Origin of the sequence: Micromonospora foliorum (genome assembly GCF_022229015.1) — a bacterium.
GTDB classification, from domain to species: Bacteria; Actinomycetota; Actinomycetes; order Mycobacteriales; family Micromonosporaceae; genus Micromonospora; species Micromonospora foliorum.
Genome location: NZ_JAKKFF010000284.1, coordinates 20,303 through 34,535, shown reverse-complemented (window position 1 = coordinate 34,535; position 14,233 = coordinate 20,303). Strand labels below are relative to the sequence as shown.

Below are 14,233 nucleotides of genomic sequence, written 5' to 3'. Positions count from 1 at the left end.
AAGATGGTGCACAACGGCATCGAGTACGCCGACATGCAGCTCATCGCCGAGGCGTACGACCTGCTCCGGGCCGGCCTGGACGCGACGCCGGCCGAGATCGCGGAGATCTTCCGCGAGTGGAACAACGGCGAGCTGGAGTCGTTCCTCATCGAGATCACCGCGGACGTGCTCGCGCACACCGACGCGGCGACGGGTCGGTCCTTCGTGGACATCGTGCAGGACCGGGCCGAGCAGAAGGGCACCGGTCGGTGGACCGTGCAGAGCGCCCTGGACCTGGGCATCCCGATCACCGGGATCGCCGAGGCGACCTTCGCCCGCTCGCTCTCCGGGCACGTCGACCAGCGTGAGGCGGCCCGCCGGGCGTTCCCCGACGCGGGCGAGAAGTGGCAGGTCACCGACCGGGAGACCTTCGTCGAGGACGTCCGCCGGGCGCTGCTCGCTTCCAAGATCGTCGCGTACGCGCAGGGCTTCGACCACATCCGCGCGGGCAGCCAGGAATACAACTGGGACATCGACCTGGGCGGCACCGCGACGATCTGGCGGGGCGGCTGCATCATCCGGGCCCGCTTCCTCAACCGGATCCGCGAGGCGTACGACGAGCAGCCCGACCTGCCGACGTTGCTGGTGGCGCCGTACTTCGCGGAGGCGGTCAGCGCTGGCGTGCCGAGCTGGCGGCGGGTGGTGGCCGACGCGACCCGGGCCGGGGTGCCGACGCCGGCGTTCTCGTCGTCGCTGGCCTACTTCGACGCGTTGCGCGCGGAGCGGCTGCCGGCCGCGCTGATCCAGGGTCTGCGGGACAACTTCGGCGCGCACACCTACCAGCGGGTGGACCGCGAGGGCTCGTTCCACACCACCTGGGCCGCCGACCGGACCGAGTCCCCGGCGTAGCCGGCGCGGCGCCCCACGCGGCGCCGTGATCGTGCTCGATCCTCGATGTAGTGGTCTCCCCCGGCGGGAGGCCACTACATCCATGTTCGGGCGAGATCATGGGAAGGCCGCGCGGGTGACGGTCAGCCGACCGTTGCGTGCATCTCCCAGACGAGGATTTCGGCCGGTTCGTCGGCGGTGACCCGCCGGCCGCCGGTCATGGTGAGCCGGGCGGCGTCGCCGCTGCCGAGCGGGCCGCTGCCCTCCAGCGTCACCGTGCCGTTGGGCACGTAGAGGTGCACGTAGGGCGCGTCGGGGATGGTGACCTCGTCGCCGGGGGCGAGACGGGCGGCGTGCAGGGTCGCGTACCGGTTGCGGATCCGGATCGCGGACGCGCCGTCGTAGCGGTCCATCCCGGAGGCGATCGGCACCAGGCCCCCGCGGAGCAGCTCGTCCTCGATCTCCAACTGCTCGTAGCCGGGGTCGACACCCTCCTCGTCGGGGAGCACCCACATCTGCACGAAGTGCACCGGGTCGCTGTGCGGCTCCTGGTCGTTGAGCCGCCAGGCGTCGTTCTTCTCCGAGTGCAGGATGCCGGTGCCGGCGCTCATCCGCTGGGCCAGACCCGGGTAGATCACCCCGGAGTGCCCGGTGGAGTCCTGGTGCACCAGGGAACCGCGCAGCACCCAGGTCACGATCTCCATGTCCTGGTGCGGGTGGGTCTCGAAGCCGGCCCCCGGTCGGACCACGTCGTCGTTGTTGACCAGCAGCAGGCCGTGGTGGGTGTTGGCCGGGTCGTAGTGCCGGGAGAACGAGAAGGAGTGCTTGGAGTCCAGCCAGGAGATCCGGGTGGCGAAGCGGTCATCGGCACGGCGGATGTCGACCGCCGGCGCGGGAGCGGTCACCACGCACGCTGCCCGGCGTCAGGGGTCGACGGCGCCCAGGTCAGGGCCGGCTCACCGGTGGCCAGTTCGGCGATCTCACCGGTCCGCAGCTGCGGTGTGTGGCCGAACTCGGCACAGTGCTGCTCGGCGATCTCGGCACAGATCTCGGCCACCTGCTCGCAGATCGGGTCGCCCAGATCGGCGGCGTTCAACGCCATGATCATCTTGAATCGGAGATCCCGCATTTCCCCCCCAACCGCCGTCGTCCCACCACCTCCGGACCCTACCCGCCGCCCTCGCGCAGGACCCCGAAACGACCGCACCACCCCACCTCGGCACCACCCGCGCCAACCCCAACCCCAACCACGCACCCCAACCCCCGGCCTGCGCTCCCCACCCCCGGCCGCGCTCCGCACCCCCGGCCGCGCCGATCACCCCCGGCCGCGCTCCCCACCCCCGGCCGCGCCGATCATGGAGTTGTGGTGGTGAACACAAGTCGCAAAAGCGGCTGATCCGGCCACCACAACTCCATGATCGACCGGGGCGAGGGTGGGGGGTGGGGCGGGGGTGGGGCGGGGGTGGGGATGCGACGGCGCCGCCCGCACGGGTGCGGGCGGCGCCGGGAGAGCTGAGGTTTGGTCAGAAGAAGCGGCGGCGCTTGGCCTTCTGCGGACGCATCAGGTCCGCACCCTTGGTCAGCAACCGGGTCGCCCCGGAGGGACCACGCCGGGCCTCCAGGGTGTGGCTGAGCCGACGAGCGCCGGCCGCGGCCAGCGGCACCGCGATCGCCATCACCGCCCACTGGGCAATGCGCTTCTGGATCATGTGGGTTCACCTCCGTCAGTGGCTTCTGACGTCTCTGATACCCAGAGTGACGTGCGGGTAAGCGCGTCGGCTCAGATAACCGGGGCGACCGGGTTGGGCAGCGCCCCGCCGAAGCGTCGGTCCCGCTGCGCGTACAGCTCGCACGCGTACCAGAGGTGGCGGCGGTCGAAGTCGGGCCAGAGCGTGTCCAGGAAGACCAACTCGGCGTACGCGGTCTGCCAGAGCAGGAAGTTGGAGATCCGCTCCTCCCCGGAGGGACGCAGGAACAGGTCGACCTCCGGGATCTCCGGGTGGTAGAGGTACTTCGCCACGGTCTTCTCGGTGACCTTCGCCGGGTCCAGCAGACCGGCCGCCACGTCCCGCGCGATCGCGGCGGCGGCGTCACCGATCTCGGCCTGCCCGCCGTAGTTGACGCAGAACTGCAGGGTCAACGTCGAGTTGTCGCGGGACATCTCCTCGGCGGTCTGCAACTCGGAGATGACGCTCTTCCACAGCCGACCGGGCCGGCCCGACCACACCACCCGTACGCCGAGGTCGACCAGCTGGTCACGGCGGCGACGGATCACGTCCCGGTTGAACCCCATCAGGAACCGGACCTCGTCGGGCGAGCGCCGCCAGTTCTCGGTGGAGAACGCGTACGCCGACAGGTACGGGATGCCCATCTCGATGGCGCCCTCGATGGTGTCGAAGAGGCTGTGCTCCCCCGCCTCGTGCCCCTTGGTGCGGGGAAGCCCGCGGTCCTTGGCCCAGCGGCCGTTGCCGTCCATCACCACCGCCACGTGCCTGGGCACCGCCTCGGTGGGCAGCGCCGGCGGTCGGGCCCCCGACGGGTGTGGCACCGGCGGCGTCGGCTCGCGCCGGCCGGCCTTCTTCGATCGGATCACTCGGTCACTCCCTGTTCGCGCCGTCCGCCCCGGCCTCGACGTCGCCACGTGGCCGGAGCACCACGGCCCCGGTGCCTTCCGGCGGCGAGGCCGCGCCGGCCGCCGAGGAACCCCGGTCGACCAGCGGCAGCGAGCGTAGCGCGCGCTCCAGGTGCCACTGCAGGTGAGCCGCGACCAGGCCACTGCACTCCCGACGTACGGCGGCGTCGGTGGCGTCGGCGATCACCCAGTCGCCGGTGGTCAGCGCGGACATCAGATCGATGGTGGCCGGCGCGGGATGCGCCGCCCCGGGCGGCCGACAATCCGGGCACACCGCGCCGCCGGCCGGCACCGAGAACGCCCGGTGCCGCCCGGGCGTGCCGCAGACCGCGCAGGCGACCAGCGCCGGCGCCCAGCCGGCCAGGGACATCCCGCGCAGCAGGTACGCGTCGAGCACCAGGGTGGTGGCGTGCTCGCCCCGGGACAGCGCCTTCAGCGCGCCGATGGTGAGCTGGAACAGCCGCAGCGACGGCTCCCGCTCCACCGGGGTCAGCCGCTCGGCGGTCTCGGCGATCGCGCTGGCCGCCGTGTAGCGCGGATAGTCGCCCAGGAACCGTTTGCCGTACAGCTCGATGCCCTCGACCTGGCTGACGGTGTGCAGTGAGCTGCCGTGGTTGCCCTTCGGGTCGCCGGCGAGTTGGAGGTCGACGTGGCCGAACGGCTCCAGCCGGGCGCCGAACTTGCTGGTGGTGCGGCGGATCCCTCGCGCCACCGCGCGCAGCCGGCCGTGCCGGCGGGTGAGCAGGGTGATGATCCGGTCGGACTCGCCGAGCTTCTGCACACGCAGGACCACCGCGTCGTCGCGGTAGAGCTGTCGGCGGTACCCGGCCATCGGGCCATTCTCCCTCGGGGTGCGAAATCAGGGTTGGTTCGGGGTGCAAGCGCGGATGAACCCCGATGCGGCCAGCTCGTGCTCGGCCGTAGCGTGCTGGTCATGGCACTGCAGCTGACCACCACCCCGCGCCGTCGTCGCGTCGCCGCTCCCGTCGCGCTCGGGCTCGCCACCACCCTCATCGTGCTCGCGGGGTGCGACAACCTGTCGTTCCGTCGGCTCGACTACGACAACACCGAGGCGGTCCGGATCACCACGGTCCGGCTCTCCGGGGGCTCGGGCGACGTGGTGGTCCGCGGCACCGGCCCGGCGTCCGAGGTGCGGATCAAGCGGGTGGTGCGCTACCAGGGCGGCGAACCGGACAACGCCCGGTACGAGATCAAGGGCAGCGAGTTGGTGTTGGACACCGACTGCGGCTCGCGGTGCAGCATCTCCTACGAGGTGACGGTGCCGGAGGGCGTGGCGGTGCAGGGCGAGACCAGCTCCGGCAACGTCGAGCTGAGCCGGGTCGGCACCGTGGAGCTGCAGGTGAGTTCGGGCGACGTGCGGATCTCCGGTGCGTCGGGCGCGGTCGGGGTGGAGGCCCGCTCCGGCAACATCGAGGTGCACGAGGCCGCCGCGGCGGTACGGCTGCGCGCCTCGTCGGGAGACATCACCGCACGGCGGCTCGGCGGCACGGTCGACGCCGAGGCCAGCTCGGGCAATGTCAACGTGGAGCTGGACAAGCCCGCCTCGGCCCGGGTCCACGCCTCCAGCGGTGACGTCACGCTGCTGGTGCCGGAGGGTAGCTACCGGGTCCGGTCCAGCGCCGACTCCGGCGACGAGACCGTCACCGTCGCCGACAACCCGGCGGCGACCCTGATGCTCGACGGTTCGGCCAACAGCGGCAACCTCACGATCAGCGAGCGTTGATTCTGACGCTGGCCCCGGCCGTCCGCTGCGCCGGCACCACCGCTCGTCCGATGGTCGTGCCGGTACCGTCCGCCGCGTCGGCAGCCGACCGCTCCGCCGCGTCGGCGGACCGCGCCGGGCCACCGGGGACCAGCTCCGGACGGCGGCGGGCGGCGACGTCCTCGACCCAGCCGACGGCCAGGGCGACCAGCCCGACCAGGGCGAAGACCAGCAGCACCCGGATGGCCAGGCCCACCGGGTCCTGGTGAGACCAGCCCACCACGTCGAACAGGGGAGTGAGAGCCACCACGAACGGCATGTGCCAGAGGTAGACGGTGAGCGCCCGCCGGTTGAGCACGGTCACCGCCCGGTCGACCAGTCGGCTCCGGCTCAGCCAGGCGACCCCGGCCGGTGCCCGGCCCAGCACGATCAGGATGAACGCGGCCGACCAGAGGGCGTTGCCCAGGTGGTTGTCGTTCAGGTCGTACCCGCGCGGGCCGGGATGCCCGACGATCCAGGCGCCGCCGCCCACGGCGAGGGCGAGCGCCACCGGGTACAGCAGCCGGCCGGGAAGTCGGCGCAGCATCCCGGCGTGGTGGGCGAAGCCGAGCAGCCAGGCGCCGAAGTAGAGGCCGAACTCGCGCAGCACCGGCGGCGCCGGGTAGATCCCCACCTCGATCGTCACCAGCAGGAGGTACGGGGCGAGCAGGGTCGGCAGCGGGGCACGCCGGAACAGCCAGAACGCGACCGGCGAGGCGAGCACGAACCAGAGGTAGTCGCGCAGGTACCAGATGATGCTCAGCGCCAGCGCGCCCCAGTGGTTGGCCGGCGGATCGGCGATCGGGAACAACCACAGCAGCACCCGGGGGCTCACCGTCAGCCCGGTGAACAGCATGGCCGGCACGATTACCACCGCGAGCACCCACAGCGACGGCAGCAGCCGACGTAGCCGACGCCCGACCGCCGCCGGTCCGGAGCGGGTCAGCGACGCGGCCATCAGCGAGCCCGCCAGCGCGAACATCACCGACATGGCGGGAAAGACGAGGGTGAGGGTCGCCCATCCGGTGACGTGGTAGACCACCACTCGAACGATGGCCAGGGAACGGAGGAGGTCGAGGTACGTGTTGCGCATCAGCCTGCATCTGGGTCGGGGACGCCGGGCACAACATCCCTACCCTGCGTGCCGTCCGCACCAAACGACGGCGACCCCAACCGAACGTGAACATCCCCCGCTGCCCGACCGAGGGCGATCGTGCCGCCGGTCGGGCATCGCCGACGAGGTGGGTCAGAAGCCCAGCTTGCGCAGTTGCCGCGGGTCGCGCTGCCAATCCTTCGCGACCCGCACGTGCAGGTCGAGGTAGACCCGGCCGCCGAGCAACTCCTCGATCTGCTTGCGGGCCTGGGTGCCGACCTCCTTGAGCCGACTCGCCTTGTGCCCGAGCACGATGGCCTTCTGGCTGGGCCGCTCCACGTACAGGTCGGCGTAGATCTTCATGACCTGGCCCTCGGGGATCATCTCCTCCACCACCACGGCGATGGAGTGCGGCAGCTCGTCGCGGACCCCCTCCAGGGCGGCCTCCCGGATCAGCTCGGCGACCAGCACCTGCTCGGGATCGTCGGTGAGCATGTCGTCCGGGTAGAGCTGCGGCGACGGCGGCAGGTACTTGGTCATCACGTCGACGAGCGTGTCCACCTGGTGCCCGGACACCGCGCTCACCGGCACGATCTCGGCGAACTCCCCCATCTTGCTGACCGCGAGCAGTTGCTCGGCCAGGCGACGCTTGTCCACCAGGTCGGTCTTGGTGACCACCGCCAGCACGGTCGCCTTCAACTCGGCCAGCTCACCGGTGATGAACCGGTCACCGCGCCCGACCGGCTCGTCTGCCGGGATGCACAGGCCGATCACGTCGACCTCGGTCCAGGTGGACCGGACCAGGTCGTTGAGCCGTTCGCCGAGCAGCGTACGGGGGCGGTGCAGGCCCGGCGTGTCGACGAGGACCAGTTGCGACTCCGGTCGGTGCAGCACCGCCCGGATGACGTGCCGGGTGGTCTGCGGCTTGTTCGAGGTGATCGCGATCTTGGTGCCGACGATGGCGTTGGTCAGCGTCGACTTGCCGGCGTTGGGACGGCCGACGAAGCAGCCGAACCCGGCCCGGTACGGTCGCGCCTCCGGATCCTGCACCGGGCTCACTGGGTCACCGTGCCGAGGACCGTGCCGTCCGGAGCGGCCACGTGAACCGGTGCGTCCGCCGCGAGGTCGCGTACCGCCGCGTGCCCGGCGCCGTCCAGCGTCGACGCCTCGGTCACCACCACCGCGGCCTCCAACCGACTCGCCCCGGCCGCCACCGCCGAAGCGACAGCCAACTGCAACGCGGTGAGCGTCAGCGACGGCAGTGCCACACTGGCCGCCGCGTACGTCCGGCCGTCCTGGTCGCGGACCGCGGCGCCTTCCACGGCGCCGACCCGCGCGCGGGCTCCCCGGGCCAGGACGACGAGCTTGCCGTCCTCGGCGCTCAGCGCGCCCGACGCGGTGGGGGTGGGCCGGGCGGCAGGCGCGGCGGGTGTGTCAGGCATCGGCGGGTTGCCTCTCGTCGTCTCGATAGTTGTCCGTGTCGTCCCCGGGGCCGGCGTGCTCGCCGCGCCCCGCGCTGTCCTGCTCATGGCCCGGCTCCACCCGGCTGACCAGGACGGTGTCTATCCGGTTGCGCCGGCCGGTGGTGCCCTCGGCGACCAGGCGGAGACCGGCGACCTCGGCCTCGGCACCCGGGATCGGCACCCGCCCCAGCGACTGGGCGAGCAGGCCGCCGACCGTCTCCACCTCGTCGGTGGGCAGGTCGGTGTCGAACATCTCGCCGAGATTCTCCACCGGCAGGCGAGCGGTCACCCGCACCGAGGAGTCCGCCAGACGTTCGACGGGCGGGCGCTCGACATCGTACTCGTCGGTGATCTCACCGACGATTTCCTCCAGGATGTCCTCGATGGTGACCAGACCGCCGGTGCCGCCGTACTCGTCGACCACGATGACCAGGTGGTTGCGGGCCGCCTGCATCTCGGACAGCAGGTCGTCGACCGGCTTCGACTCCGGTACGAAGGTGGCCGGGCGCATCAGCTCGGCCACCGGCAACTGCTCGGCCCTCGGGTCACCGCCACGGGAGCGCCGGATGAGGTCCTTGAGGTAGAGCACCCCCAGTACGTCGTCGACGCTCTCACCGATCACCGGGATGCGGGAGAAACCGGACCGCAGGAAGAGCGCCAGCGCCTGCGCGAGCGTCTTGCCCTCCTCGATCCACACCATCTCCGTACGCGGCACCATCACCTCACGGGCGATTGTGTCGCCGAGCGCGAAGACGGAGTGGATCATCTGGCGCTCGCCGTGCTCGACCACGCCACGCTGCTCGGCCAGGTCGACCAGCTCCCGCAGCTCCACCTGGGTGGCGAACGGGCCTTCCCGGAAGCCGCGCCCCGGGGTGACCGCGTTACCGATCAGGATCAGCAGCGACGCGAGCGGGTTGAGCGCCCGGCCCAGCCAGCGGACCAGCGGCGCGACCGCGCGACCCACGGCGTAGGCGTGCTGCCGGCCGATGGTGCGTGGGGCGACGCCCACCACCACGAAGCTGACCACTGTCATCGCGCCGGCGGTCACCAGCGCGGCCCGCCAGCCGGCGCCGAAGCTGTCCACCGCCACGAGCGCCACCAGCGTGGTGGCGGTCAACTCGGCGAGCAGCCGCAACAGCAGGAGCAGGTTGAGGTGCCGGACGACGTCGCCGGCGACGACCTGGAGGGTACGGGCGCCGCGCACGCCGTCACGGGCCAGCTCGGCGGCTCGGGCCGGTGAGACCGCCGCGAGGGCGGCCTCGGTCATCGCGATCAGGCCGGCCAACACCACCAGGCCGGCCGCGAAGACGATCAGCTGGAAGTCGGGAAGGCCGGCGGTGGCGCCGGCCGCGAGTAACGGAGGAGTGGACATCACTGGGTGCGGGTCGACCGCCAGCTCGCCAGCAGCCGAGCCTGGAGTGCGAACATCTCCCGCTCCTCCTCCGGCTCGGCGTGGTCGTAGCCGAGCAGGTGCAGCACCCCGTGCACGGTGAGCAGGTGCAGCTCGTCGGCCGGCGCGTGCCCGGCGGTCGCCGCCTGTTTGGCCGCCACCTCCGGGCAGAGCACGATGTCGCCGAGCAGGGCGGGCTCGCCGCCGGCCGGTGCGGACTCACCCGGGCCGTGGTCGACGCTGCCCTCGTCCATGGGGAAGGCGAGCACGTCGGTCGGGCCGTCGCCACCCATCCAGCGGTGGTTCAGCTCGGTCATGTAGTCGATGTCGACCAGCAGCACGGACAGCTCGGCGAGGGGGTTGACCCCCATCTCGTCGAGGGCGTGCCGGGCGACGGCGAGCACGGCGTCGGTGTCGACGTCGACACCGGACTCGTTGGCGATCTCGATGGACAACTGCTTTCCTCTGCTTTAGCGGCGGCGGCTGGCCCGGCCGCCCTGGGCGGGTCGCCCAGGCACGGCGTGGACGCCCTGCGCCTGCTGGTTCTCCCGCTCGGCGTCCCAGCGGGCGTACGCGTCGACGATCTCCCCGACCAGCTGGTGGCGGACCACGTCGGAGCTGGACAACTGGGAGAAGTGCACGTCATCGACGTTTTCCAGGATCTCCCGAACCACCCGTAGGCCGCTGCTCGTCCCGCCGGGAAGGTCCACCTGGGTGATGTCACCGGTCACGACGATCTTGGAGTTGAAGCCGAGTCGGGTGAGGAACATCTTCATCTGCTCGGGCGTCGTGTTCTGCGCCTCGTCCAGGATGATGAACGCGTCGTTGAGCGTCCGACCCCGCATGTAGGCGAGGGGGGCGACCTCGATCGTGCCGGCGGCCATCAGCTTCGGGATGGTCTCCGGGTCGAGCATGTCGTGCAGCGCGTCGTAGAGCGGGCGCAGGTACGGGTCGATCTTCTCGTTGAGCGTGCCGGGCAGGAAGCCCAGTCGCTCGCCCGCCTCGACCGCCGGCCGGGTGAGGATGATCCGGTTGACCTGCTTGGCCTGCAACGCCTGGACGGCCTTCGCCATCGCCAGGTAGGTCTTTCCGGTGCCGGCCGGGCCGATGCCGAAGACGATGGTGTGGGTGTCGATCGCGTCGACGTACTTCTTCTGCCCGAGAGTCTTGGGGCGGATGGTGCGCCCGCGCCGGGAGAGGATGTTGAGGGTCAGGACCTCGGCGGGCCGCTCGGCGCTGCCCTGCTCGAGCATGCCGACGGTACGCCGGACGGCGTCACTGGTCAGGGTCTCGCCTTTCTCGATGAGTTCGAGGAGCTCGCTGAAGACCCGCTCGGCGAGGGCGTTGTCCGCGGGGTCACCGGTGATGGTGATCTCGTTGCCGCGGACGTGCACGTCACTGGAGACCGAGCGTTCGACGAGTCTGAGGATCTCGTCGCCTGCGCCGAGCAGATTGACCATGATCTTCGGGTCGGGCACGGTGATCCTGGTCTGCACCCGGGGCGGGCCGGGAGGTGGGGTGCCGGTCATAGGTTGGGCCGAAGGGCCCTGCGCCACCTGCTCTCGATCTCGGCGCCGGCCTGCTGGCCTGGCGTGCGGACGTTACACCCATCGTATCGGTTCAACGCGGGCCGCATCGCGCCCATTTCCGCTGGCCGCGATCAACTCCCGGCCCGGAAGTCGTACCGGTCGAAGGTCTCCTGATGGCGGGTGAACCGGTACGTCGCCCAGTGCATCCGGACCACCGCGCCGGCCTCGTCCCGGGTCAGCCGCAGCAGCTCACCGGCCTCCCGACCGGAGACCACCCGGAACACGTCCGGCTGGTCCGCCAGCGGGGTGAAGATCGCCGGCGGCCGTCCGGCCGGGTCACTGACCCCGCGCGCCCGCAGGGTGCCGTCGTGCCAGGAGAAGACGTACTCGGAGCCCTCGCCCCACCAGCGGCCGAGGGCACCCCGCAGGGCCGCCGGCGCGGGCGCGCCGGGCCGCCAGGGCTCGATCTCAACCGGGTCGTGCTCGACCGCTGCGGCGAGCAGCCGGTGCGACAGATCGAACAGTTCGGTCGCCGTGCCGGACGAGCCGAGCACCGCGGCGCCCATCGCGCCGGCCGTGCCGTCGCCGCCACGGCGGCCGTACACCCCGGCGAGGAACCCGGGCATCGCCCCGTCGTGCCCCACGTGCATCACCCGCTCCCCCTGCGGGATAAGGATCAGCCCGAGCCCGAAGCCCGCCCCCCAGAGCGTCTCGTCGGTGGTGGTCAGCGGCCAGCGCATCTCGTCCAGGGTGGCCGGGGCGAGGACCGCGCCGGCCGGGTCCAGCGCCGCCGGGTCGGCCAGGAACGCCGCCCAGCGGGCCATGTCGGTCGCGGTGCTCCAGAGCTGGGCGGCCGGGCCGACCGCACCGAAGTCGGTAGGCGGTTCCGGGTGCGCCTCGTCGGAGTACGCGTCGACCAGGAAGCCGGTGGCCGCCGTCGGCCGTGGGGTCACCGTGGTGTCGGTCAGCCCCAGCGGCGTCAGGATCCGCTCGGTGAGCGCCTGCGCCCAGCTGCCGCCGCGGAGCCGGGCGACGAGTTGGCCGAGCACGGCCAGTCCCAGGTTGGAGTAGTGGAACCGCCGGCCGGTCGGCAACACCCGCTCGGCCCGGTCCAGCTCGGCGAACAGTTGGCCGGCGTCCGGTGCCCGCAGGCTGTCCCAGACGTCGCCGAACGGCTCTCGTTGCAGGCCGGCGGTGTGCGACAGCAACCGACGTACGGTCAGCTCGCCGTGCGCCGGGAGGTCCAGGTGGCGGCCCACCGGGTCGTCCAGGTCCAGCAGCCCGTCGTCGCGGCACTGCAGGACCAGCACCGCAGTGAACGTCTTGGTGACCGAGCCGATCCGGAACTGGGTGCCCGGCCCCAGCGGGCTGTCGGTGCCGGTCTCGCCCACGGTGCAGCTCCAGAGCGGTCGGTCGGCCCGGTGCAGCGCCGCCGACACCGCCGGCACCCGGGCCTCGGCCTGCACCCGCCGCACCAACCGGTCCAGGTGCTCGTTGCCGCGACTGTCGGGATCGCGCTCGCTCACGCCAGGTCCCGGGCGAGCATCGGGCCGAGCGGCGCACCACCGAGCAGGTGCGCGTGCACGTGGAACACCTCCTGCCCGCCGTACGCGCCGGTGTTGAACATGAGCCGGAAACCGTCGCCGAGCAGGCCCTCGTCCTCGGCCACGGCGGCGGACGTCGCCAGCACGTCGGCGGCCAGCGCCGGGTCACCCTCAGCGAGCGTGGCGATGTCGGCGTAGTGCTCCTTGGGGATGACCAGGACGTGCACCGGCGCCTTCGGGTCGATGTCGCGGAAGGCGAGGGTGGTGTCGGTCTCCCGGACCACGGTGGCCGGGATCTCCCCGGCGACGATGCGGCAGAACAGGCAGTCGGATCCCATCGGGGCAGTGTAAGGACTAACGGGTCGGGGGCGCTCCGGCGCAGCATGCGCCGCCGGCCCGTTCGCAGGGAAGGTACGGCTGAGGCAGGATGGCCGGCATGACGGATCGGGCGGTACTCGTGACCGGGGCCTCGCGCGGGATCGGCCGCGCGGTGGCGATGGCGTTCGCGGCCAGCGGCGACCGGGTGGCTATCCACCACCGCGACTCCGCCGACGCGGCCGAGCAGGTACGCGCGCAGCTCCCCGGTGACGGGCACGTGGTGGTCCGCGCCGACCTCACCGATCCGGACGCGGTCCGGGTCATGGTGGACCGGGCCGCCGAGCTGCTCGGCGGGCTGGACGTGCTGGTCAACAACGCCGGGACGTACGGCGACCGCGACGACCCGCACCCGATCTTCGGCGCCTCGTACGAGGAGTGGCAGAAGCGCTGGCGGCAGGTGCTGGAGACCAACCTGACCGGCGCCGGCAACGTCACCTGGTGCGCCGCCCAGCACATGCGCGAACGCGGCGGGCGGATCGTCAACGTCTCGTCCCGTGGCGCCTTCCGGGGCGAGCCGGAGCAGCCGGCGTACGGCGCCAGCAAGGCGGGGCTGAACGCGCTGGGCCAGTCCCTCGCCGTGGCCCTCGCGCCGTACGGCATCACGGTCGCCACCGTCGCGCCGGGCTTCGTGGCGACCGACATGACCACCGAGCACCTGCGCGGCGAGCGGGGCGCGGCCATCCGGGCGCAGAGCCCGTTCGACCGGGTGGGCCGACCGGAGGAGATCGCCGCCGCCGTGCACTGGCTGGCCTCGCCGCAGGCGGAGTGGGCCTCCGGCACGATTGTCGACCTCAACGGCGCCTCCTACCTGCGCAGCTGAGGTCGACGTCGCCGAGGGGCTACCAGCGGCCGAGGCGGGTGGCGAGCACGCTGAGGGCCGCCACCCCGGCGGTGGAGGTGCGCAACACGGCCGGCCCGAGGCGTACGGGTCGCCCGCCGGCCTCGGCGAAGGCGGTCAGCTCGGCCGGGGCGATGCCACCCTCGGGGCCGACCACCAGGACGATCTCGCCGGTGGAGGGCAGCTCGGCGGTGGTGAGCCGGTCCTCGGCCTCCTCGTGCAGCACGAACCCGGCGGCGGCACCGGCGATCCGGCGGGCCACCGTGGCGGTGGACTCGTCGGGCGCACCGGCCACCACCGGAAGCCACGGCCGGCGGGCCTGCTTGGCCGCCTCCCGGGCGGTGGCCACCCACTTCTCCCGGGCGCGTACGCCCCGGTCGCCGCGCCACTGGGTCACCGAGCGCGAGGCCGCCCAGGGCACGATCTCGTCCACCCCGACCTCGGTCATCGCCTGCACGGCCAGCTCGCCCCGGTCACCCTTGGCGATGCCCTGCACGGTCACCAGCCGGGGTACGGACGCGTCCGCGTACCCCCGGGAGGTGATGGTGACCTCCAGGCTGCCCCGGCCGACGGCCGTGACCACGGCGGCGGCCGTGCCACCCCGGCCGTCGGCGAGCAGCAGCTCCTCGCCGACGCGCAGTCGCTGCACGGTGGCGGCGTGGTGCCCCTCCGGGCCGTCCAGGGTCAGCGCGTCGCCGGTGGGCAGCGCCTCGACCAGGAACAGCGGTGCGGACACC

General features: G+C 72.2%; 17 protein-coding genes. 3 read left to right on the top strand and 14 right to left on the bottom strand.

Annotated elements, in window-relative coordinates; all coding sequences use genetic code 11:
• A partial coding sequence (gene gnd, locus PSH25_RS20930) for an NADP-dependent phosphogluconate dehydrogenase (RefSeq protein WP_238660700.1) occupies positions 1-888 on the top strand: 888 nt, incomplete at its 5' end.
• A gap of 122 nt (positions 889-1,010) precedes the next feature.
• Here the strand turns inward: gnd and PSH25_RS20925 are convergent.
• The 5 genes from PSH25_RS20925 to recO all read right to left on the bottom strand — a co-directional run bounded on the left by PSH25_RS20925 (position 1,011) and on the right by recO (position 4,331).
• The gene (locus tag PSH25_RS20925) at positions 1,011-1,775 is read right to left on the bottom strand and encodes a pirin family protein (RefSeq protein WP_238660699.1); all 765 of its coding nucleotides are present in this window, start codon (positions 1,773-1,775) and stop codon (positions 1,011-1,013) included.
• The gene (locus PSH25_RS20920) at positions 1,769-1,996 is read right to left on the bottom strand and encodes a thioredoxin reductase (RefSeq protein WP_091409742.1); all 228 of its coding nucleotides are present in this window, start codon (positions 1,994-1,996) and stop codon (positions 1,769-1,771) included. Before PSH25_RS20920 ends, PSH25_RS20925 begins: the two co-directional genes overlap by 7 nt.
• A 394-nt stretch (positions 1,997-2,390) precedes the next feature.
• The gene (locus PSH25_RS20915) at positions 2,391-2,576 is read right to left on the bottom strand and encodes a hypothetical protein (RefSeq protein WP_238660698.1); all 186 of its coding nucleotides are present in this window, start codon (positions 2,574-2,576) and stop codon (positions 2,391-2,393) included.
• Between the two features lie 71 nt (positions 2,577-2,647).
• Complete coding sequence (locus PSH25_RS20910) at positions 2,648-3,460, bottom strand: isoprenyl transferase (RefSeq protein ID WP_238660697.1); 813 nt, start codon at positions 3,458-3,460, stop codon at positions 2,648-2,650.
• A 4-nt stretch (positions 3,461-3,464) separates the two neighbouring features.
• A complete protein-coding gene (gene recO / locus PSH25_RS20905) occupies positions 3,465-4,331 on the bottom strand; it encodes a DNA repair protein RecO (RefSeq protein ID WP_238660696.1) in 867 nt (288 codons plus the stop codon).
• A gap of 102 nt (positions 4,332-4,433) precedes the next feature.
• On the opposite strand from recO, the gene PSH25_RS20900 reads away from it, so the two are divergent.
• The gene (locus PSH25_RS20900; protein WP_238660695.1) at positions 4,434-5,243 is read left to right on the top strand and encodes a DUF4097 family beta strand repeat-containing protein; all 810 of its coding nucleotides are present in this window, start codon (positions 4,434-4,436) and stop codon (positions 5,241-5,243) included.
• On the opposite strand, the gene PSH25_RS20895 is transcribed toward PSH25_RS20900, so the two are convergent.
• The 8 genes from PSH25_RS20895 to PSH25_RS20860 all read right to left on the bottom strand — a co-directional run bounded on the left by PSH25_RS20895 (position 5,230) and on the right by PSH25_RS20860 (position 12,618).
• Positions 5,230-6,354, bottom strand: a complete 1,125-nt coding sequence (locus tag PSH25_RS20895) for an acyltransferase family protein (protein ID WP_238660694.1) — start codon at positions 6,352-6,354, stop codon at positions 5,230-5,232. The two genes, PSH25_RS20900 and PSH25_RS20895, sit on opposite strands and share 14 nt — an antisense overlap.
• A gap of 153 nt (positions 6,355-6,507) precedes the next feature.
• Complete coding sequence (gene era / locus PSH25_RS20890) at positions 6,508-7,404, bottom strand: GTPase Era (RefSeq protein ID WP_372492821.1); 897 nt, start codon at positions 7,402-7,404, stop codon at positions 6,508-6,510.
• 5 nt (positions 7,405-7,409) lie between these two features.
• Positions 7,410-7,796: a cytidine deaminase-like protein gene (locus tag PSH25_RS20885; protein ID WP_112619633.1), complete on the bottom strand. Its 387-nt coding sequence runs from the start codon at positions 7,794-7,796 to the stop codon at positions 7,410-7,412.
• Complete coding sequence (locus tag PSH25_RS20880; RefSeq protein WP_238660702.1) at positions 7,789-9,213, bottom strand: hemolysin family protein; 1,425 nt, start codon at positions 9,211-9,213, stop codon at positions 7,789-7,791. The genes PSH25_RS20885 and PSH25_RS20880 overlap by 8 nt, the downstream gene beginning before the upstream one ends.
• Positions 9,189-9,662: an rRNA maturation RNase YbeY gene (gene ybeY, locus PSH25_RS20875; RefSeq protein ID WP_030491788.1), complete on the bottom strand. Its 474-nt coding sequence runs from the start codon at positions 9,660-9,662 to the stop codon at positions 9,189-9,191. The genes PSH25_RS20880 and ybeY overlap by 25 nt, the downstream gene beginning before the upstream one ends.
• 15 nt (positions 9,663-9,677) lie before the next feature.
• On the bottom strand, positions 9,678-10,736 hold the full coding sequence (locus PSH25_RS20870; protein ID WP_238660692.1) for a PhoH family protein: 1,059 nt from the start codon (positions 10,734-10,736) through the stop codon (positions 9,678-9,680).
• A gap of 131 nt (positions 10,737-10,867) precedes the next feature.
• Entirely contained in the window at positions 10,868-12,262 is a 1,395-nt protein-coding gene (locus tag PSH25_RS20865) for a serine hydrolase domain-containing protein (RefSeq protein ID WP_238660691.1), read from the bottom strand.
• A complete protein-coding gene (locus PSH25_RS20860; RefSeq protein ID WP_238660690.1) occupies positions 12,259-12,618 on the bottom strand; it encodes a histidine triad nucleotide-binding protein in 360 nt (119 codons plus the stop codon). Before PSH25_RS20860 ends, PSH25_RS20865 begins: the two co-directional genes overlap by 4 nt.
• Positions 12,619-12,716: 98 nt before the next feature.
• Between PSH25_RS20860 and PSH25_RS20855 the strand changes: the two genes are divergently transcribed.
• Complete coding sequence (locus PSH25_RS20855) at positions 12,717-13,478, top strand: SDR family NAD(P)-dependent oxidoreductase (protein ID WP_238660689.1); 762 nt, start codon at positions 12,717-12,719, stop codon at positions 13,476-13,478.
• A gap of 19 nt (positions 13,479-13,497) precedes the next feature.
• Here the strand turns inward: PSH25_RS20855 and PSH25_RS20850 are convergent, their stop codons facing one another.
• On the bottom strand, positions 13,498-14,232 hold the full coding sequence (locus PSH25_RS20850) for a 16S rRNA (uracil(1498)-N(3))-methyltransferase (RefSeq protein WP_238660688.1): 735 nt from the start codon (positions 14,230-14,232) through the stop codon (positions 13,498-13,500).
• Position 14,233: the final 1 nt, after the last annotated feature.

What these genes read in the sequence shown, in the direction of transcription:
- recO (WP_238660696.1), bottom strand. Translation starts at nt 4,331, where the DNA reads ATGGCCGGGTACCGCCGACAGCTCTACCGCGACGACGCGGTGGTCCTG.
- PSH25_RS20855 (WP_238660689.1), top strand. Translation starts at nt 12,717, where the DNA reads ATGACGGATCGGGCGGTACTCGTGACCGGGGCCTCGCGCGGGATCGGC.
- PSH25_RS20885 (WP_112619633.1), bottom strand. Translation starts at nt 7,796, where the DNA reads ATGCCTGACACACCCGCCGCGCCTGCCGCCCGGCCCACCCCCACCGCG.
- PSH25_RS20915 (WP_238660698.1), bottom strand. Translation starts at nt 2,576, where the DNA reads ATGATCCAGAAGCGCATTGCCCAGTGGGCGGTGATGGCGATCGCGGTG.
- PSH25_RS20860 (WP_238660690.1), bottom strand. Translation starts at nt 12,618, where the DNA reads ATGGGATCCGACTGCCTGTTCTGCCGCATCGTCGCCGGGGAGATCCCG.
- PSH25_RS20900 (WP_238660695.1), top strand. Translation starts at nt 4,434, where the DNA reads ATGGCACTGCAGCTGACCACCACCCCGCGCCGTCGTCGCGTCGCCGCT.
- PSH25_RS20895 (WP_238660694.1), bottom strand. Translation starts at nt 6,354, where the DNA reads ATGCGCAACACGTACCTCGACCTCCTCCGTTCCCTGGCCATCGTTCGA.
- PSH25_RS20870 (WP_238660692.1), bottom strand. Translation starts at nt 10,736, where the DNA reads ATGACCGGCACCCCACCTCCCGGCCCGCCCCGGGTGCAGACCAGGATC.
- PSH25_RS20920 (WP_091409742.1), bottom strand. Translation starts at nt 1,996, where the DNA reads ATGCGGGATCTCCGATTCAAGATGATCATGGCGTTGAACGCCGCCGAT.